Raw genomic sequence first — 19,246 nt, 5'->3', positions numbered from 1 at the left:
AAGGGGGTGGTACTATGGAACTGTTTGACGGAAACAAGAAAATCAACACCTCCATCTTGAGCGCGTGGGAGCACAAGCTGGTAGGCGCAATGGCGCCGCGAGCGCCGCGGTTTTTGAACGGCGTGAATTTGACCCTTGCTTCGCTTGCATGGAGCGCTGGCATTATCTGGTTTTCTTACTGGGCCGCGGCAGACATCCGGTGGCTCTGGGCCGCGTCCGGCATCATGGTACTGCACTGGCTCACTGACTCTCTGGATGGCGCTGTTGGTCGCTACCGGAATTCCGGTTTTGCGCGCTGGGGATTTTACACGGACCACCTATTGGACTTTGTGTTCGCGGCTAGCGTATTCATCGGGTATGCGCTCTTGGTTGATGCATCCGCGCTGCTTGCGCTTTTCATCTTCTTCATCGCGTGCACCATCATCCCGGTAAGCACCTTTCTCTCGTTTTCAGCGTACAACGCGTTCAAAATCGGGTCCCTGGGGTTCGGGCCCACAGAGTACCGGCTTGCCATCATCCTTTTGAATGCGGGCATCATATACCTTGGCGTTCCGTGGTTTGAAAAAGCCTTGCCCTACCTTGCCGCGCTCCTCTTTGCATATTCATTCGTCCTGGTATACCGCACCCAAAAGGACATGTATCTTATGGATATGCGTAACAAGAAATAGCATGCAAGACGTAAAATTTGGAAAATACATTCACTTCAAATTAAATTAAATGGCTTGGCAGTTTTTTGCAATTCTATCCGCCGCGCTGTGGGCCGGGGTGAATGTGCTGGACAAGCACGTCGTCAGCAGGTACGTAAAAAATCCGCTGGTGATGTTTTCGCTCTCCTTGGTTTTTGCCGGAACCACGGCTCTTGTCCTGTTGCTTTCGGGGACCGTTGAAGAGGTTCCCCGGAACCTCGGGCTTTTGGGCATGGCCGGCGGCGCCCTGTATATGATTGCAGGAATTTTTTATTTTAATGCCATTACAGCAGAGGAAATATCCCGCATTGCGCCCTTGCTCCACGTGGTGCCGCTCTTTACGGCACTGCTTGCCGGTATTTTTCTCAATGAACTTTTTACCGGAAAAACATACCTCGGAATCGCGGCCATTGTGCTCGGCGCACTGCTGCTTTCCCCAAAAGCCGCGGGCAGGCGCATGACCCCGAATAAGGCTTTCTGGCTTATGGCGCTCTGCGCGGTGTTGGTTGCCATTGGCAATATTGCCACTAAATACTTGTTGGATGCGGCAGGGTACTGGACGGCTCTTTTTTATATGTACGCGGGGCAAACTATTGTCCTTATCCCCCTGCTCATCAGAGCTTACCCGGATATCCGCGCTACCGCAAAAGAACACGGGAAAAAAGTATTCATCATCCTCGGGTGCATAGAGTCCATGGATTTTGCCGCGAGCTTTATTTTTATGTTTGCGGCCTTGGGCGGGTACATCACCCTGGTGAATGCGCTCGCATCAACCCAGCCGTTTTTTGTCCTGCTCTATGCCGTGATTCTAAGCGCCTGGTTCCCGCGCATCCTGCATGAGGAGGCAGGCCGCAGGGTGCTCGTACAGAAATTCGCGGCCATTGCCCTGATGTTCGCGGGCGTGCTCCTGGTGGCCTAGCCAAAACCGGGCATTTTGGCTTCCCACAAGGGAGCCCTTGACACTATTCAAAGACTCTATTAGTATAACCATACCTATAAACGCCTATATACCAAGCAAAAAGTGAGCTTACTGATAGGCTTATCTTAAGAGCGAAAGCTCTTGAATGGTTTCTTTTTACTTGATTTTTCATGGATCAAAAAAATACGGCCGAGCCCCAGGGATTTAATGTAAACCGCAAGGGATTTATTGAGGTAGACGGCCAGGTTCTGGAATTGCTTCCCAACGCGACCTTTAAGGTGGAGCTGGAGAACGGGCACGAAATCCTTGCCCATCTCTCGGGCAAGATGCGGATGTTTAAAATTCGCCTGCTCCCGTTTGACAAGGTCAAGGTGGAGATGAGCCCCTATGACACGGGCAAAGGCAGGATTACCTATCGGTATTAAAACAGTATGAAAGTTCGCGCTTCGGTAAAAAAGATCTGCAGAGACTGCAAGGTGGTGCGCCGCAAGGGGCGCCTGGTCGTGATTTGCAAGAACCCGAAGCATAAGCAGCGGCAGGGTTAAGAATAATTATGTAAGTTTTAGACGAAGAATGGCAGTACGCATTGCGGGAGTAACGCTCCCGGACAACAAACGGATTGTGGTCGCCCTCTCCTACCTCAAGGGCATTGGCCGCAGAACGAGCGGGAAAGTGCTTGCGAGCGCCAACATTGGCGAATCCAAGCGGTGCAAGGATTTGACCGAGGAAGAGGTGAACCGCATCCGCACCGTGATTGACGGCAACAAGATTGTGCTAGAGGGAGATTTGGTGCGGCTGGTGCATGGGAACATCAAGCGTTTGAAAGAGATCGGAACCTGGCGCGGTTTGCGCCACAGCCGGCACTTGCCCGTGCGCGGCCAGCGCACCAAGACCAACTCCCGGACCGTGCGCGGAAACGTGCGCAAGACTGCAACCAGCGGCAAGAAGCCGACAGCCCAGAAGACCTAAACCCCCTATGACCGAAGAAGCACAAAATCCAGTTACTCCTGCGCCGACGCCGAAGAAGTCCGGTTCCAAAGCAAAGGCCGCTCCCAAGCGCAAGAAGAAGTCCAAGGTTTCCCTCAAAAAAGGGGTTGCCTACGTGAATGCTACCTACAACAACACTATGGTTTCCATTGCGGACGGAACCGGCAACGTGGTTGCCTGGGCTTCCTCGGGCAAAGCGGGATTCAAGGGGCCAAAGAAATCTACCCCGTACGCAGCCGGAGTGGTGGTGCGCGGGCTCGCTGATTTCGTGAAACAATCCGGATTATCCCAGGTTGACGTGGTGGTGAAGGGCGTGGGCATGGGGCGGGACGCAGCAATCCGCGCGCTTTCGGGCTTGGGATTAGCCATCCAATCAATTAAAGACAAGACGCCGGTGCCGCACAACGGCCCGCGCGCCAAAAAGCCGCGCAGAGTCTAACCAGTATGGCACGAGACCTATCGCCAAAATACAAGCGTTCGCGCAGAGAGGGGGTTGATTTGCACCCGGATTTGGATAAGGCCGGAACCGCCAAATCGCCGCTTTCGCGCAAGAGCTATTTTCCGGGCATGCACGGCCCGCGCGGTTTGCGCGCCAAAGTCTCCAACTACGGCATACAGCTCCGGGAAAAACAGAAAGCCAAGCGCATGTACGGCATTCTGGAGCGCCAGTTCCGCAATTACTACCAAAAAGCCATCCGCGCCCAAGGGGACACGGGCGACGTGATGCTCGGCATGCTTGAAAGCAGGCTGGATAACGTGGTGTACCGCCTGGGATTTGCAAAAACGCGGCCCGCGGCGCGGCAGATGGTGAACCACGGCCACATTCGGGTAAACGGCAAAAAGGCGAGCACCCCTTCCATGCTCGTGCCTGTGGGCGCCGCCATCACGGTTATAGACCGGGTTGCGAAGAATCCGCGTTTTTCGGAAGCAGTGAAAGCAATCAACCGCACTCCCGCTTCCTGGCTTAGCCGCACGGCCGAAGCCGAAGCCGCGGTAGTGGCTCTTCCCGACGTCACCGAGCCGCGCCGCGAGATCAACGTCCGCAGAATCGTTGAATTTTACTCCAGATAATTTTTTTAAACTACAGCTATGGAATCTATTCCACTCCCCAAAAAAATAAAGGTTGCGCCGAGAGACGGCAGCGAGTTTGCGGGCGAACTCACCATTGAGCCGCTGTATCCGGGATACGGCCCGACCCTTGCCAACGCCTTGCGGCGCGTGCTCCTCGGATCCCTGCCTGGAGCCGCGATTTACGCATTCAAGATCAAGGGCGCGACCCATGAGTTTACGAGCATTGAGTACGTAAAAGAAGACGTGGTGGACATCTCGCTGAATTTGAAGCGCGTGAACCTCAAAAGTTTTTCAAACGAGTCCGTTTTGCTCAAGCTGAACGTCTCCGGAGAGCAGGCCGTGACCGCCGGCGACATTGAGAAGTCGAGCGACATTGAGATCGCGAACCCGGACCAAGTCATCATGACGCTCACCGATAAAGCTGCGTCCGTGGATATGGCGTTGTGGGTGCGGCCCGGCCGCGGGTATGACACCGTGGAATCGCGCGGCAAAGAGGAGCACTTGGAGGTGAACGCCATTGCCATTGATTCTATCTTCACGCCCGTGCACCAGGTGGGCTACCAGGTGGACAACGTGCGCGTGGGGGACCGGACCGATTACGATAAAATCATCATGCAGATTGAAACGAACGGCACGATTACGGTTTCGGACGCGGTTAAGCAGGCCGCGGGCATCCTTTCCGGCCACTTTAAGCTGGTGAGCGAATTTGATGCGCTTATGGAATCCGGTGATGATGATTCGGAAGCCGCGGATGAAGCCGAACCAGAGGAGCCGGGATCCGGAGAAGCAGGCGCGAAAGAGGAGGAGGCCAAAGAATAAGCATCAGATATGCGGCACCAGAAAAAAGCCAATAAATTGAGGAGTACCGCTTCGCAGCGGCGCGCGCTCTTGCGCCAGCTTGCGGCGAGCTTGGTGCTGTACGATTCAATTGAAACCACGGAAGCAAAGGCAAAGGCTTTGCGCCCGTACGCGGAAAAACTGGTGACGAGCGCCGCGGACGATTCGGTGGCGCGCCGCCGCAGGGCCGTCATTTCCCTGGCCAACAAGCGGGCCGTCAAAAAGCTGTTTGAGGTTATCGGCCCCAAGTATAAGGGCCGCCCGGGCGGGTACCTGCGGATCCGCAAAACCACCCCTCGGCCGGGCGACTCCGGCCTGCAGGCTATCATTTCATTCGTATAGGCGACATAGAGCGAGCGATATGCAGCGCACCACCCACACCATAGACGCATCCGGAATTCCCTTGGGCAGGATCGCCTCCCAGGCGGCCCGGCTGCTCATGGGAAAAAACAAGGCTTCGTACGTGCCGTATCAAGACTGCGGCGATGCCGTGGTGGTTGAAAATTACGCCAAGATGAGAATCACCGGCGACAAGATGGACCAAAAGCTCTACTTTCGCCCTACCAGGCGCCCGGGGAGCTTGAGGAGCGAGAGCCTCCGCCAGCTTTTGAACCGCCGTCCCGAAGAAGTGCTCAAGCGCGCCGTGTACGGCATGCTGCCCAAGAACTCCCTGCGCAAGAGCATGATCAAGCGATTAGCCATTAGAGGGGCGAAAGAATAATAAGATGGTTACCGAAGAAAAGACAAGCGAGAAGAACCAGTTTAAGGGCCGCAAGTACATCCGCGGCATCGGCCGCCGGAAGAGCGCCAGCGCCTCCGTACAGCTCTACGTGCGCGGCAGCGGAAAATTCGTGGTGAACAAGCGCGAGCTTTCGGATTACTTTCCGCGGCCTGACCTTGCAGACATCGCCCGGGCTTCGCTTTCCGCACTGGGCACGGACAAGGCCTACGACGTAAACGCGTCCGTGTTCGGGGGCGGAGCCCACGGCCAAGCCGAAGCGGTGCGCCTGGGCATTGCGCGCGCGCTCGTTTCGCATAACGCGGAATTAAAGCCCGCGCTGCGCGCCGCGGGATTTATGACGGTTGACCGCAGGGTCAAGGAGCGCAAGAAGCCGGGCAAGAAGCGCGCGCGCCGCAGCCCGCAGTGGTCAAAGCGGTAATCTCTCAAAAAGGTGCTAGTATAGCAGTATGCCGCAGATGCACCACCCCAAACAAGTCGCCCGTTCGGGCGCCGTGTACACCGCGGCTCTGGTGTTCCAAAAAATCCTTTCCTTTGGGTACTTCAGCGTGCTCGCGCGCGCCCTGGGGCCCGAATTGCTCGGCGCCTACATTTTCGCGCTCTCGTTTGCCGCATTTTTTTCCCTGGTGGCTGACTTCGGGATTGTGCCGCTCGCCATACGCACGTTCAGCCAGGACCCCGCAAAGCAGAAAGAGCGCTTTACCGCGCTCTTCGGCATCCGGATGTTTTTGGCGTTTGCCGCCATTTTGGCGCTCCACGGAGTAACGTTGGCCCTGGGGTACGGGCGCGAACTGCGGATCCTGCTCGCCATCACCTCGGTCATCATGGTGATGGACGCGTTCACCGCCTACTTTTACGCCGTATTCCGCGCCCGGCAGAACCTGTTCTACGAAGCGCTTGGAACGGTTATATTCCAGATCATCATTTTTGGGGCAGGGCTTTTTGTGGTTTCCAAAACATCCGACTTGCGCGCATTGCTTCTGGTGATCGGGGCAGGCAGCTTGTTCCACGTCATATTTTCCGCAGTGCTCATCAAGCGCAAAACAACATTGGATTTCCGGCTGCGCATTAACGTGCCCCTTGCGCGGGAGTGGATGGAGCGCGCGGCCCCGTTTTTTTTGGCTGCCGGGTTCATTAAGGCGTACAACACCATTGATTCAATTTTGATTAAGAACTTAGTGGGTGATGAGGCAGTCGGCCTGTACGCCATTCCCGCGAAAATCGTGTTCACGTTCCCGTTTGTGGCGCTCGCCATCACCGCGGCCGTGTACCCGGCCATGTCGCGCTATGCGGTTGAATCAGAGGAGCGCCTGCAGTCAATCTTTTCCCGGACTTTGCAGCTCCTCTTCTCGGTGAGCCTGCCCATTGCGGTGGGCATCTACCTGCTCGCGGATCCCATCATCACCGTGATTTGGCCCGAGTTTAGCGCTTCCATTCCTGCGCTCAAGATACTCATCTGGGCCGTGGTGTTCTTGTACGTTGAGTTCCCGTTCGGGTCGCTCTTGAACGCGACCGGCAACGAGCGCGCCAACACCGTAAACCGGTGCATCCAGTTAACCGCGTTCGTGGGCTTAAACCTGATCCTGATTCCGCTGTACGGATTTTTAGGGGCTGTGTACGCCTCGCTCTTCTGCAGCATCTTGATTGTGTTCTTGGGCTGGGTGCGCTCGCGCCATATCGTCCCCACATTCACGGCGCGGTTCGCAGTAAGCCTCGTTAAAATTGTTGCTGCGTCCGCTCTCATGGGGCAAGTAGTGCTCTATCTGCGGGGCGAGTACTCGTTCCTCATCATCATCCCGGTTGCGATCATCTTGTACGGCATGCTGCTCCTCCTCCTGCGCGCGTACACGTCAGAGGACTGGCAGTGGCTCAAATCCGTGGTCAGCCGCTAGCGCTATGCCGAACAGAAAACATCCCTTGCTGCTCACGCTTGAGTACCCGCCGAGTTTACCCCAGACGATTCCGCAGGAATCGCTGGGGGCCCCGAAATATGGCGGGGTTGCGACCTATCTCGCCGGCGAAGTTGGCGCGTCACGCGAGTTGGTTCGGGTCATGAGGGCCGAGGAGCATTTCTGGGACAAGTGGCCGCACTGGCTGCCATTGTTGTGGCGCGCGATTCCCCCTCCTGTATCCAGGAGGGGGTTAGGGGGTGGTCGGCCTGATTATCTCTGGATTTCCCATATCCTGCCTATTGGCTATGCCGCCTTGTGGTGGAAGTGGAGATTCAAAATTCCGTATCGCGTGTACGTGCACGGCCTTGATTTGGTGATGGCGCGGCGTTCAGCCTGGAAGCGATGGTGGGCATCAAGGATTCTGCGCGAAGCTTCCGAGATTATTGCGAACAGCCGTGCAACGAGCCAATTGCTTCTAAAATACGGCATTGACCCTTCACGCGCGCGCGTTTCTTACCCGCGCGTTCCGAAGGTTGACCCCGCCCGCTACCGGGCGCATGCAGCCGAACTCCGCCAAAAGTACGCGCTCGGCGCACGGCCGATCCTGCTTTCGGTCGGCCGCCTGGTAAAGCGAAAGGGGATTGATGTTGTGTTGCGCTCATTGCGCGAGGTTTGGAAGATTGTTCCGGAGCTCGTGTACGTGGTGGTCGGCGATGGAACAGAGAGGCGGGAGCTGGAACTGTCCAGCCGGGGCGGACACGTTATGTTCACCGGCGAAGTGAGCGATGAGGAGAAGTATGCCTGGCTCTCGGCCTGCGATTGCTTTATACTCACCCCCACAGACGATCCCAATGATTTTGAGGGCTATGGCATTGTGTACAAAGAAGCGCAGATGTTTAATAAACCCGTCATAGGGTCACGCGTGGGCGGCGTGCCCGAGGCCGTGGGGGATAATGGCGTTTTGGTTGAGCCGGGTAATATCGGGCAGATTGCGGAGGCAATTATTACGCAGATAGAAAACGGTTATCAGAAAACAGAAATATGAACTCACCCATAATTTCCATTATCATCCCCGTCTATAACCACGCCAAAGAGCTTGCGCAATGTTTGCAATCCATAAAAAATCAAACATTTCAAAATTTTGAAATTATTATCGTTGATGATGGGTCGCGGGAGCCAGTCAGCGATGTCGCGAGCATTCGCGTCATCCGGCAGGAGAACAGAGGAGCTCCATCAGCGCGCAATCGCGGGTTCAAAGAATCAACCGGCCAATACATCCTCTTCTGCGACGCGGACGTGGTCATGCGGCCGGGCATGCTGTCCAAAATGTCAAAAGTTCTTGATGAGAACCCGGGTGTGTCGTACGCATACTCATCATTCAAGTTCGGATGGAAAAAGTTCAGGCTCTGGGAGTTCAGCGCGGACAAGCTCCGCGAGATGCCCTATATCCACACCACATCACTTATGCGGCGGGAGCACTTTCCGGGATTTGACGAGTCGCTCAAGCGCTTGCAAGATTGGGATTTGTGGCTTACTATGCTGGAGCAGGGGCACGTCGGGAAGTGGATTGATGAGGCGCTGTTTACCGTCAAGCCCGGCGGCACCATGTCCGCCTGGATGCCGTCGTTTTTGACTAAACTCGGCGTTGGAAGAAAAGTAAAACAATACCAGGCAGCTATTTCTCGGATCAAACAAAAACATAGCCTGACGTGAAGAGGCGGCCGCATCTCTTTGAGAGCAGCCGCCCTTTTTGGCTTCCGCATTCGTGCGGTCAGCCGATGACGTTGATGCATGTGTCTCCCTCCCAGAACCCCACCTCCCGAACAAAGCCTCCTGGCACGTCTATGCCGTACAAGGAGTACAACTCTTGAAACGGGCACCCGCGGTTGGAGTTCGCGCGGAGCACGTCCAGCACTACTGGTTCAGTGAAGTCCCGGGACGTGACGCTTACGCGCCTTCCTGCGTACAGCCGCTTCGCGGTTTCGCAATGCCGTTCTCGTTCGTGTTTATCCACCTGTTTCCTCTTTCGTAATGGGGATATGAACGATTGATACAAGCATACCTCTTTTGTCTTGGCAAAGTCAAAAATTAGAGGTAGTGTAACTATATACCGAGGAGGCGGTTTTGCTCCTTGAAATGAAAAAGCGACTTTCACTCGAGGAGGCAAGCGTTGGCTAACACCATAATGCTGTGCGCGGGCGGTATTCTGCTGGGCATGGGCGGCACGGGCGCGATAGGAAACTGGATTTCTAGTCAGAAAGGGAGGGTTGAGCCATGTATGCCTGGCTTGTAATATCCATTTCGGCGGCGCTTGTCGCCGTCGTGCTGGTATGCAGGTTCCATATTCGCCAGCAAAGGGGGCAGGGATGAGCGCGCGGACCGTGAAGCTGGCCATCACGGCCGGAATGTGGGCCGTGTTTTTCGTCCTTTCATTGCCGGTCTTCAAGACAATCACCGGCGGGGTTCCGTACTGGTTTTTGGCGTTCATCTACTCGGGCTTTTTCGCCGGCGCGGTGTATGTCCGAAGCTAGGGTTTCCTTATTAGCCCACAAGGCGGAGGTGAGCCGTGGAATGCAGAAAATGCGACAGAATATGGAACTGGCTGGACAGCTGGTTCTGCCATTACGGCGGCACTGGTGTTCTCTTTGTGGCCGTGCTCTTGCTCATCGTCGCGCTTGCGGCGATCTCGCGGTGACGCGATGAAGCCTGGAAAGGTGAGGCAGGGCCGCTCGGTCGGATTTTCCGGGCGGCCTCTTTTTTTATTAGCGACGTAGAGCGAGTGAAATGAAAAGTACTCTTTTCATTTCCGAGCCGAGGAGCTAACATAGGGTTAATGCCCTTTATTCCCGAAATATGCTACTGTGCTGGTGTATGGATATCTCGGTCATCATCATATCCTGGAACGTAAAAGGCCTTTTGGAGAAGTGCCTGGAGTCTTTATATGCATATACTGCAGGCGTTGGTTTTGAGGTGATTGTGGTTGATAATGCGTCATCCGATGGAACAGTGGAGATGCTGGAGAGTAATTTTGATGTCATTCCGACCGAAGCGAGCCGAAGGCGAGCGGAGTGGAGGAATCCCTTACAGCCTGCAAATGGAACGTACAAGGGATCCCTCGGGGGCGAATACCCCCTCGGGATGACAATCAAGCTGATTCGTAATTCAAAAAATTTAGGTTTTGCCGCGGCAAACAATATCGCCATCAAAGAATCATCCGGGAAATATGTTTTATTACTGAACCCGGACACCGAATTCACCGAGAACTCGCTCAAGAAGGTGTTTGATAAGATGGAGAGCGATACCTCCATTGGCGTTCTGGGATGCAAGCTCTTGAATCCGGACGGCACACTCCAGCCCTCGGTGCGGCGGTTTCCGCGTGTGCGCGACATCGCAATTATATTTTTCAAACTGTACAAACTGTTTCCATCTTTGTTGAATTATTATCTGGCAAAAGATTTTGACTATGCCCGTGAGTCAGAGGCGGACCAGGTCATGGGCGCGTTTATGTGCATCCGGCGCAGTGCGATAGAAAAGCTTTCCCCCCCTGCCCGAGGGGGGGACAAAGGGGGGGTGGGAGCGCTGGATGACAAGTACTTTATCTGGTTTGAGGAGGTTGATTTCTGCCGCCGCGCCAAGCGTGCGGGCTTCAAAGTAGTGTACTGGCCCGGCACGTCCATCATCCACCATGGAGGACAGTCATTCGGCCAGGCGGGAACCGTCCAAAAGCAGTGGTGGTTTTTCCGTAGCGCCTGGCGCTACTTGACGAAGTAGTGGGGAAGTGGTATTATAGATTATTGCCTCAATTAATGAGGCAGAAGCGCCGTGGCTATTCACGGGTGGTAGATCTTTTCATACCGGCGAGTATTTGTCGGCACATGGGGTGCTGGCGAGTATAAGCCATTACAAGAGGGAGGATTGTCGTGGGATACATTCTCACCGGCGATCAGCAGAGAACCGCAAGCAGGCGGCTCGGAGAAATCCTGCGCCAGCTCGGGCAGGATGAGTATCCGTACGATCCGGAGCGGGCGCTCGCTGCCCTGCAGGCATTCCACGAAGGCCGGTTCGGGTCATTGGGGGTCGAGCCCATTCTCCGCCTCATCTCCGGCGGCAAGACGCTCGTCATAGACGAGACGGACGGGCAGGAGACCATCCCCGGCGCCACGGACCTTTTTACCGGCGGCATTGACCCGGACTTCGTCAACTGGGGTGCGAACGAGGCGAGCGGCCCGACAGCAGCCGCGCCGGTTGCTGTCTATAGACTGGCTCGCGACGCGACGTTCGGCCAGATGTTCGGCTCGGTCTCCGCTGATACCGGCCGCCTCTGCCTGACCCAGAGCCAGATTGTGGGCTTTATCAGGAAGTACCGCGGCTGGCTCCGCACCGACGGGCATGCGACGTTCTTTCTCTTCAAGTCGGGAGGAAACTTCTTCATCGCCTTCTTCTACTTCGGCGACCGCGAGAGGCTTTACGTGGACGTCGACCGGTTCGAGTTCGGCTTCGTGTGGTTCGCCAGGTTCAGGCTTCGCCTCGTTCTCCCGTGCGTCAAACAGGCTGTGCAGGCGGAGGCGGTTTCCACCATGCGTCTGTGCGAGCATGGGGAGGCGGCGAGATGAGAATCAGGCAACCAGTGTCCACGCCAAAGCTGTGTGAACACTGCAAAGGCAGTGGCAAGTGCTTGTGCAAAAAGGTGTGCGCCAAGTTGCGGCCGCAAGTACAGGCAGTTCTGGATGAAGCTGAAGTTGACTTGCAGCTTGCGCCGCCCCAATGCACGGTCTGTCTGGGCCGCGGCAACGTCCAGGTGTGGAAGCTCGTGCTTGGCCCGCCGAATGACACGGCCAGGGTGCGCCGGCCCAGTGACCGTTCAAAGCGGGCACAGCCAACATCCCCGTCGCCCAAATCGCAGGGTAGTGGCGCATCCCATAGTCACTCCCAGCAGGACGAGGCCCATCCCAAACCCGGAACCATCACGGGTGGGATTGCAGGATTGATCGCGTCCAAGGGAGGCGGAAAGAAGAGGAGTAAGGGCAAGTAGCCCTGCGGCGTATCAAGGGGGACTCTCGGATAGTCTTGAGAGATCCCCCTGTTTTTTTTGCCCAAAAAAGGTATGATACCATTGTCATTGCGAGACCCTGTACTCAAGGGCGAAGCAAACTTAACGTCGCGTTTAGGTATGTCTTTACTATGACCCTCCTCATCGCGCTGATAAGATTGCTTCGTTGGCGAGTACGCCTCCTCGCAATGACAATCGCTCATATGACTCTATTTAAATATTCAATCATTTTTGCAGTTCTGGCTGAAGCGCTGTCGTTCCTGTCATTCGCATCCCCGCAAACAGGCGCGTGGCTGTTTGGCATTGTTGCAGTCAGCGCAATTGTTTTGACCATACGCCGGCTTGAGCATGGGGTGATGCTGGTTTTTGGTGAGCTGGTGATTGGCTCATTCGGCAGGATGCTGGAAATTTCCATTGGCGGGTTTGAGGTGTCAATCCGCATGGCGCTGTGGCTTGCAGTCATGCTGGCGTGGGGAGCGCGCGCCGCGCAGAAGCGCAGGATTGAGTTTTTACATTCAAAACTATTCAAACCCTATTTGGCGCTTGCGGTCATCCTCGGCTGGGGGATTGCATGGGGCGCACTTCGCGGCAATGAACTGGGATTGGTTTTTTCGGATGCCAACAATTATTTATATTTTGCCTTGATATTTCCGATGTATGATGTGCTCTCTTCGTCTGACGCTCTGCGGCGCGTAGGCATTGTCATAACCGCGGCCATGGGATACCTCGCGGCCAAGACCGTCATCTTGTTTTACATCTTCAGCCATGAACTGTTCGGATTGCAGGATGTGTTGTATGCATGGTCGCGAGCCAGCCATCTTGCGGAAATTACAAACGTGGATCCCACTGCCATTCTCTCGCGCATCTTTATGCAGTCCCAGATTTGGCTGGTGTTCGGAGTGTTTATGTTGCTCGGTGTTCTCTTTATGTCATTGCGAGCGAAGCGAAGCAATCCTAACAACGAGACGGAGCCTAATGTAAGCAATAAGCCTTATGGCGACAATAAGATTGCTTCGGCCTATGGCCTCGCAATGACTATTGGATTGTTGGTATTGTCTTTGGCTGCCATCATTGCAAGTTTTTCGCGCAGTTTTTGGCTGGCAATGGTTATTGCGTTTGTCGCTTTAATTATCGCGCTGTTCGTCATAATGCCCAAGCGCATCAAAACCATCGGGCGTTTTGTCGCCATCACCGCGGGCACGGGCGTATTGGCTTTAGGGCTTGTCGTGGTTGCCATGCAGTTCCCGATTCCGCCAAGCAACGCGGACGCTGACCTCATAAAAAACCGCGCCGGGAAATTCACGGGCGAAGCAGCGGTTTCGTCCCGCTATGCGCAAATCCGACCATTGCTTGAATCAATCAAGAACCATCCGGTGCTCGGCGCAGGATTCGGGACCAGCGTGACCTACCAATCCCAAGACCCGCGCGTGCTAAAAAATAATCCGGACGGAAATTACACCACTACGGCCTTTGAACTGGGCTGGTTGGAGATGTGGCTGAAGATAGGCTTGCTCGGCGTTGGCGCGTACCTCTATCTGCTCTGGCGCATCCTCAAGTCCGGCTGGCGCATCGCGAGCCGCGAGAAGAACTATTTCATCTTGGGCGCATTAGCCGGGCTTGTTGCAGTTGTGCTCACGCATGGCGTAAGCCCGTACTTGAACCATCCCTTAGGAATCAGCATCGTGATGTTGGTGACGGGGTTGGTTGATAAAAAGCAGGATACTTGATATACTGTGGGCGTATGCAGTCATCATTTGTGCAACTGGACACCCAAATCTGGAAAGAAGGAGATATGTATGTGGCACACATTCCTTTGTTGCAGCTTTCGTCGTGCGGGTATACAGTCGAGGAAGCCTGGAAAAATATACAGGAAGTCACGGAGATTTTTTTCGAGGAGACAGAACGTAAAGGTACGACTAAGGATGTACTAGAAGAACTGGGTTTTACGTACGATCAAGAGTGGAAACCTCCGGAGATTGTCAAGCACGAAAAGATGAGCGTGGCGATTTAGCGTATGCCCAGGATGGCGCCGGTACATTGGAGGGAGCTGGTGCACGTGTTCGTACGGGACGGTTTCACGCATATCAGAACCAGGGGCGACCATTTGGTATATGACAAGACAGGCACTAAGCGTTCGCTCATCATCCCTATGTATCGGCAGGTTCCGGTGTATATCATAGAGGGCCTGCTCAAAACCGCTGGCATGAGCAGGGAGCGGTATTTTGAATTGCTTAACTCTTGATTATGCCGAAAGTTCAAATCCAGATTGTTACACACAATTCGCAAGAACACCTTGAGCGCCTGTTTAGGGGAATCGCAAAACAGCAGGGTGTTGATTTTGATATTCTTGTGATTGACAACGCATCAACAGATGGGACACTTGATTGGGTTCGAAAATATCATCCCGAAGTTCGCGTCATCACCAATAACGACAACAAGGGATTTGCAAGGGCGCACAATCAAGGATTTGCGGAGTGCGCAGCGCCGTATGTTTTAGTGTTGAATCCGGATGTGGAACTGCAAGAAGGGTGCCTCAAGGAGATGGTTGCTAAAATGGAGGCAGACCCCCCCTTTAATCCCCCCCTGATTACAGGGGGGGGAAGTCGGATAGCCGCGGTAGCCCCCAAAACCTATAAAATATTGCCTTTTGGCCAAAAATCTGGCATAATTGACTCACTGGGCATTAAAATACTGCCTTGGGGCCAGGTGGCCAATACTGGCGAAAACAAGCTTGAAAACGCAAAATTTGAGCCCACAGAGAGGGTCTGGGGCGTGTCCGGGGCATGCGCGCTTTATAGGCTTTCGGCCTTGGAATCAGCCAAAGATAAGTACGGCATCTTTGACGAGAGGTTTTGGATGTACAAAGAGGACGCTGACCTTGCCTGGCGGCTAAATCGCACGGGCTATGAATCAAGACTAGCTATAAAAGCAATGGCTCTCCATCAACGAGCGGTCTCAAAAGGTAACAGGAAGTCACGGCACGATTGGGCCAAAGAAGAGAGTTACAAGAACCATTTGCTGATGCTCAAAAAAAATCTCTCATGGAGAGACTGGTGGCGCATGCCGTTTGTAGCCGTGTACGAACTGCTTAAATTTATATACGTACCCCTATTGCGACGATAATCCCCACGCTTCGCTCGGGACAAGGATTGCTTCAGCGCCTCATTGGCGCTTCGCAATGACATCCGAAAATATGGACCTGTCAGCCATCATACTTAATTACAACACCAAGGATTTCCTCCTGCCCTGCATCAAGGGCATGGTTCAACATACCGCGGATCTTGATTATGAAATTGTCATCGTGGACAACGCGTCCACGGACGGGTCGGTTGCGTATATCAAAGAAAAGATTTTGCCGCGGTTTCCGCAGGTCAAGCTTTTGGAGTCTAAAGAGAACAAGGGGTTTTCCGCGGGCAATAATCTGGGCATCAGCCGTTCGGCTGGGCGGTATGCGCTCATCATGAATCCGGATATCGTGATCTGGGACAACTCCCTCAAGGCAATGGCGGATTATATGGACGCAAACCCGAACGTCGGGATCGCGGGTCCGCGATTGCTTTCGCCGGACGGGAGCTTGCAGTATTTTGTGTACCGCTTCCCCTCGCCCCAGGTTTTAATGTACCGCCGCACGCCGCTTGCGCGGCTCGGGTTCGCGCAGCGCGCAATCAAAAAGTACCTGATGATGGATTGGGACCACACGGACAACCGGCAGGTGGACTGGGTGCAGGGCTCGTGCATGATCGCGCGGCGCGAGGCAATCAAACAGGTGGGCTTGATGGATGAGCGATTCTTTTTGTTCCTGGAAGACACGGACTGGTGCCGCAGGTTCTGGGAAGCAGGCTTTGAGGTGCGGTACCTTTCGGATGTGGAAATCATCCACTACCACGGCCGCGCGTCCGTATCAAGCCATTTCTATTTATCGTTCTTCAACAAGATGTCCTGGATACATCTAGGGAGCGCCCTGAAATATTTTAGGAAGTGGGGATTCAATCTGCCGGAAAAACGCCATGCTTAAACTTACCGACCTCAAGCCATATTTCAGCAGGGAGAGCATGCGGAAATTGGTTCCCCAAAAAAACCAGCGAATTGCGGCTGCGGGCCTGGTTGCGCTGTTTTTGGTTGTGTACTACGGGTATTTCGCGATAGACGCATACCGTAATGCGCGGCAGATGGCCGGGCTGGTGGAACCCCTGAAAACGTCCGCAGCTGCCCGCGACTGGCAGGGAACCATAGCGCTTTTAGATGCGGCGGAAGTCAATCTCTCCGAATTTGAGCGCGACCTGGACAAGCTGTATCCATTTACGCTCCTGCCGCTCGTTTCAAACGAAGCTGCGTCCGTCCGGTCGCTCATCGCCGCGGGCAAGCTCTCGCTGGCGTCTGCCCGGCCGGTTATCCTGTGGGCAGAGGGAGTGCCCCTGTTGTCAGAGACGAGCGTTAATTCTTTTAGCGAGCTTACAGAGCAGGATAAAGCCGCTTTTTTGAAAGCGATAAGCGATTCAACCGTGCTTTGGGAGCGCGTTGCCAACCAGACCGGTTTGGCGCTGGTGTTTTTGGAAGACGCGCGCCGCACTACGCGGTTTTCATCAATAAATTCAAAAATAAACCAGCTCTCGGAAAAGCTCTTGGCGGGCCAGACCGTGTTTAACCGCATGTCCCCGTGGATTGGGGCTGCCCCGCGCGTGCTTGGGTACCCCGGCGAAAAGACGTACCTCCTGCTCCTGCAGAATAATACAGAGCTGCGGCCGACCGGCGGGTTCATTGGCACGTACGGCGTGTTGCGGGTCCGCAACGCGGGCGTGGTTTCGTTTACCACAGACAACGTGTATAACCTGGATGAGCCGGCCAAAGCATACAACGAAAAGATCCCTCCCGCGCCCTTGCAGCGGTACATCAAGCAGTCGCAGTGGTTTTTGAGGGATTCAAACTGGGATCCGGATTTCCCCACATCAGCGGCCCGCGCAATCCAGTTTTACAAAGATGAGCGCGGCCCGGTATCTCGGTTTGACGGGGTGATTGCTCTGACCCCTACGGTTGTGGAGGAATTGATGGGCGTGCTCGGGCCGATTGCGGTCAACGGCAAGGAATTCACTTCGCAAAACCTGATTGATGAGCTCGCGTACCACGTTGAGCTTGGGTTTAAGGGCGAGGGCATTACCATCTACAACCGCAAGGAGATCATTGATGACGTGGCCCGCGAGCTCAAGGAAAAGGTATTCAGTATGTCTCTGGACCAGCTTCGTTTGCTCGTGCCCATTGTGCTTGATGCTTTGGGCGAACGGCAGCTCTTGGTGTACTTTGAGGACGAAGTAGCGCAGCGCCTGGCAGAGAGCATGCAGTGGGCGGGCCAGGTGGCGCCCGCGGACGGGGATTACTTTTTCGTGGTTGATGCCAATCTGGGCAGCCTCAAGAGCGATCCCGCCATCAACCGAACCATTAGCTACGCATTAGCGCCGGGCGCGGACGGGAAGATGAGCGCAACGGTTTCCGTCACCTACGAGCACACCGGAGATTTTGACTGGAAGACCACGCGCTACCGGACCTACACCCGGCTGTACGTGCCCCGCGGCTCAACCTTTGTGGCGGCCCGGGGCAACGAGGAGCCGGTTGCGGTTTCGGATGAGCACGGAAAGACTGTGTTCGGCACGTTCATTTCCATTGAGCCTCTCACCTCGGAGACTCTGTCGTTTACCTATACCTTGCCGAAAGAACTCGCGAGCCGCATTGCCGAGGGCCGATACTCGCTGTATATTCAAAAGCAGGGAGGAACAACTCCTCATCAATTAGAACTTGACCTCGCCGTACCTTTCAACATCAACCGGAGAGAACCCCAAAAAGTTCTGGATAAAGAATCAGGCAACCGCGTGCAGGGCGCGTGGGACCTGGCTCGCGACCGCACCATCACGCTCACAAAGTAAGAGTGGCAGGCCCGGCGCGGGAGCAGAGGTTCTGAACGGGGCGTTTTTGGCTTGACGCGCGCTGCTCAAAAGCATAAGATGAACTGACGTTAAGACTTCACTATGAGCCTGTTTGTATCAAAAATCGGCATTGACCTGGGCACGGCCAACACCCTGGTGCACGTGCCCGGAAAAGGCATTATCCTGAACGAGCCTTCGGTAGTTGCGGTGTCGGTGCGCGACCGCGAGGTCTTGGCAGTGGGGGATGAGGCAAAGGAAATGCTCGGGCGCACGCCGGACACCATTGTGGCGTCCCGGCCTTTGCGCGAGGGCGTGATTGCGGACTACAAGACCACCGAGGCCATGCTCAAGTACTTCATCAACAAGGCAGTGGGATCCATCCGGCTGTTTCGGCCCGAGGTGATGGTTGCGGTTCCTGCGGGCATCACCTCAACCGAGCGGAGAGCCGTGATTGACGCGACCATTGCCGCAGGCGCAAAAGCGGCATACATCATCAAAGAGCCCATTGCCGCGGCAATAGGCGCGAATATTCCAATTGGCTCCGCAAGCGGGCACATGATCATAGACCTGGGCGGCGGCACGAGCGAAATGGCCGTCATCTCGCTGGGCGGAATCGTGGCAAACAACTCGGTGCGCATCGGCGGGAACCGGTTTGACGCGGCCATCATGGAGCACATCCGCAAGAAGTACAACCTGGCCATCGGCGAGCGCAGCGCCGAGGAAATCAAGATCAGCATCGGCTCTGCTTTGTATCTGCAGAAGAAGATGTCAAGCGAGGTGCGCGGCAGGGACATGGTGTCGGGCTTGCCGCGCACGGTCACGGTGTCGTCCGATGACGTGACCGAGGCAATCCAGGCTGAACTGGAAGGCATCATCTCGTCCGTCAAAACCGTGCTCCAGAGCACGCCGCCGGAACTTTCCGCGGACGTGATAGATAAGGGAATTGTGTTGTCCGGCGGTTCATCGCTCCTGCGGAACATGGACCGCTTGATTGCCCAGGCAACCGGCGTGCCTGCCTACACCGCGGACGAAGCTCTGCTGTGCGTGGCAAAGGGCACGGGCGTGGCTTTGGAAAACCTTGAGTCCTACAAGCGCTCTATTCTCGCGACCAGCTAAACGTTCACCTTGAGGTGCATGTTAAAAAAATGAG

The 19,246-nt window shown here is 55.1% G+C and carries 26 protein-coding genes; 25 read left to right on the top strand and 1 reads right to left on the bottom strand.

From position 1 onward, the window contains the following. Positions 1-14 precede the first annotated feature (14 nt). The 14 genes from HYT31_02745 (at position 15) to HYT31_02680 (ending at position 8,844) form a co-directional block, all read left to right on the top strand. Entirely contained in the window at positions 15-668 is a 654-nt protein-coding gene (locus tag HYT31_02745) for a hypothetical protein (protein MBI2050700.1), read from the top strand. 49 nt (positions 669-717) lie between these two features. After that, positions 718-1,605, top strand: coding sequence for an EamA family transporter (locus HYT31_02740; protein ID MBI2050699.1), 888 nt, complete (start codon positions 718-720; stop codon positions 1,603-1,605). 170 nt (positions 1,606-1,775) lie between these two features. Then, a complete protein-coding gene (gene infA, locus HYT31_02735; protein MBI2050698.1) occupies positions 1,776-2,030 on the top strand; it encodes a translation initiation factor IF-1 in 255 nt (84 codons plus the stop codon). 6 nt (positions 2,031-2,036) lie between these two features. Then, positions 2,037-2,150: a 50S ribosomal protein L36 gene (rpmJ, locus tag HYT31_02730; protein ID MBI2050697.1), complete on the top strand. Its 114-nt coding sequence runs from the start codon at positions 2,037-2,039 to the stop codon at positions 2,148-2,150. A gap of 28 nt (positions 2,151-2,178) precedes the next feature. Further along, the gene (gene rpsM / locus HYT31_02725) at positions 2,179-2,574 is read left to right on the top strand and encodes a 30S ribosomal protein S13 (protein ID MBI2050696.1); all 396 of its coding nucleotides are present in this window, start codon (positions 2,179-2,181) and stop codon (positions 2,572-2,574) included. 7 nt (positions 2,575-2,581) lie between these two features. Beyond that, positions 2,582-3,031 carry a 30S ribosomal protein S11 gene (gene rpsK / locus HYT31_02720; GenBank protein ID MBI2050695.1) on the top strand — a complete coding sequence of 150 codons (450 nt, stop codon included), beginning with the start codon at positions 2,582-2,584 and terminating at the stop codon, positions 3,029-3,031. A gap of 5 nt (positions 3,032-3,036) precedes the next feature. Further along, on the top strand, positions 3,037-3,663 hold the full coding sequence (rpsD, locus tag HYT31_02715; GenBank protein MBI2050694.1) for a 30S ribosomal protein S4: 627 nt from the start codon (positions 3,037-3,039) through the stop codon (positions 3,661-3,663). 18 nt (positions 3,664-3,681) lie between these two features. Next, on the top strand, positions 3,682-4,482 hold the full coding sequence (gene rpoA, locus HYT31_02710) for a DNA-directed RNA polymerase subunit alpha (GenBank protein MBI2050693.1): 801 nt from the start codon (positions 3,682-3,684) through the stop codon (positions 4,480-4,482). A 9-nt stretch (positions 4,483-4,491) separates the two neighbouring features. Continuing rightward, positions 4,492-4,842, top strand: coding sequence for a 50S ribosomal protein L17 (gene rplQ / locus HYT31_02705; GenBank protein ID MBI2050692.1), 351 nt, complete (start codon positions 4,492-4,494; stop codon positions 4,840-4,842). Positions 4,843-4,861: 19 nt separating this feature from the next. After that, a complete protein-coding gene (rplM, locus tag HYT31_02700; GenBank protein ID MBI2050691.1) occupies positions 4,862-5,221 on the top strand; it encodes a 50S ribosomal protein L13 in 360 nt (119 codons plus the stop codon). A 4-nt stretch (positions 5,222-5,225) separates the two neighbouring features. Continuing rightward, positions 5,226-5,660, top strand: a complete 435-nt coding sequence (gene rpsI / locus HYT31_02695; GenBank protein MBI2050690.1) for a 30S ribosomal protein S9 — start codon at positions 5,226-5,228, stop codon at positions 5,658-5,660. A gap of 28 nt (positions 5,661-5,688) precedes the next feature. Further along, complete coding sequence (locus HYT31_02690) at positions 5,689-7,131, top strand: flippase (GenBank protein ID MBI2050689.1); 1,443 nt, start codon at positions 5,689-5,691, stop codon at positions 7,129-7,131. Between the two features lie 4 nt (positions 7,132-7,135). Then, complete coding sequence (locus tag HYT31_02685) at positions 7,136-8,176, top strand: glycosyltransferase family 4 protein (protein MBI2050688.1); 1,041 nt, start codon at positions 7,136-7,138, stop codon at positions 8,174-8,176. Further along, positions 8,173-8,844 (top strand): glycosyltransferase family 2 protein, encoded by a 672-nt coding sequence (locus HYT31_02680; protein ID MBI2050687.1) that lies wholly within the window; start codon positions 8,173-8,175, stop codon positions 8,842-8,844. Before HYT31_02685 ends, HYT31_02680 begins: the two co-directional genes overlap by 4 nt. A gap of 58 nt (positions 8,845-8,902) precedes the next feature. On the opposite strand, the gene HYT31_02675 is transcribed toward HYT31_02680, so the two are convergent. Further along, positions 8,903-9,145 (bottom strand): hypothetical protein, encoded by a 243-nt coding sequence (locus HYT31_02675; protein ID MBI2050686.1) that lies wholly within the window; start codon positions 9,143-9,145, stop codon positions 8,903-8,905. A gap of 316 nt (positions 9,146-9,461) precedes the next feature. Here HYT31_02675 and HYT31_02670 point away from each other — a divergent pair, with 316 nt between their 5' ends. The 11 genes from HYT31_02670 to HYT31_02620 all read left to right on the top strand — a co-directional run bounded on the left by HYT31_02670 (position 9,462) and on the right by HYT31_02620 (position 19,212). Next, positions 9,462-9,662: a hypothetical protein gene (locus HYT31_02670; protein ID MBI2050685.1), complete on the top strand. Its 201-nt coding sequence runs from the start codon at positions 9,462-9,464 to the stop codon at positions 9,660-9,662. A gap of 340 nt (positions 9,663-10,002) precedes the next feature. Further along, entirely contained in the window at positions 10,003-10,902 is a 900-nt protein-coding gene (locus HYT31_02665; GenBank protein ID MBI2050684.1) for a glycosyltransferase family 2 protein, read from the top strand. 149 nt (positions 10,903-11,051) lie between these two features. Continuing rightward, a complete protein-coding gene (locus HYT31_02660) occupies positions 11,052-11,744 on the top strand; it encodes a hypothetical protein (GenBank protein ID MBI2050683.1) in 693 nt (230 codons plus the stop codon). Next, positions 11,741-12,163, top strand: a complete 423-nt coding sequence (locus HYT31_02655) for a hypothetical protein (GenBank protein MBI2050682.1) — start codon at positions 11,741-11,743, stop codon at positions 12,161-12,163. The genes HYT31_02660 and HYT31_02655 overlap by 4 nt, the downstream gene beginning before the upstream one ends. A gap of 221 nt (positions 12,164-12,384) precedes the next feature. Beyond that, positions 12,385-13,908 (top strand): O-antigen ligase family protein, encoded by a 1,524-nt coding sequence (locus tag HYT31_02650; GenBank protein MBI2050681.1) that lies wholly within the window; start codon positions 12,385-12,387, stop codon positions 13,906-13,908. A 14-nt stretch (positions 13,909-13,922) separates the two neighbouring features. Continuing rightward, the gene (locus HYT31_02645) at positions 13,923-14,192 is read left to right on the top strand and encodes a type II toxin-antitoxin system HicB family antitoxin (GenBank protein MBI2050680.1); all 270 of its coding nucleotides are present in this window, start codon (positions 13,923-13,925) and stop codon (positions 14,190-14,192) included. 12 nt (positions 14,193-14,204) lie between these two features. Continuing rightward, positions 14,205-14,423: a type II toxin-antitoxin system HicA family toxin gene (locus HYT31_02640; GenBank protein MBI2050679.1), complete on the top strand. Its 219-nt coding sequence runs from the start codon at positions 14,205-14,207 to the stop codon at positions 14,421-14,423. 2 nt (positions 14,424-14,425) lie between these two features. Further along, on the top strand, positions 14,426-15,304 hold the full coding sequence (locus HYT31_02635; GenBank protein MBI2050678.1) for a glycosyltransferase family 2 protein: 879 nt from the start codon (positions 14,426-14,428) through the stop codon (positions 15,302-15,304). Between the two features lie 70 nt (positions 15,305-15,374). Next, a complete protein-coding gene (locus HYT31_02630) occupies positions 15,375-16,196 on the top strand; it encodes a glycosyltransferase family 2 protein (protein MBI2050677.1) in 822 nt (273 codons plus the stop codon). Continuing rightward, the gene (locus HYT31_02625; GenBank protein ID MBI2050676.1) at positions 16,189-18,096 is read left to right on the top strand and encodes a DUF4012 domain-containing protein; all 1,908 of its coding nucleotides are present in this window, start codon (positions 16,189-16,191) and stop codon (positions 18,094-18,096) included. The genes HYT31_02630 and HYT31_02625 overlap by 8 nt, the downstream gene beginning before the upstream one ends. Positions 18,097-18,198: 102 nt before the next feature. Then, the gene (locus tag HYT31_02620) at positions 18,199-19,212 is read left to right on the top strand and encodes a rod shape-determining protein (protein ID MBI2050675.1); all 1,014 of its coding nucleotides are present in this window, start codon (positions 18,199-18,201) and stop codon (positions 19,210-19,212) included. The last annotated feature ends 34 nt before the right edge of the window (positions 19,213-19,246 follow it).

Source organism: Parcubacteria group bacterium, from assembly GCA_016181765.1.
Taxonomy (GTDB): Bacteria; Patescibacteriota; Patescibacteriia; order UBA2169; family UBA2169; genus CG10-46-32.
The sequence above is the reverse complement of the archived record's forward strand: the minus strand, read 5'-3'. Positions and strand labels throughout refer to the sequence as shown.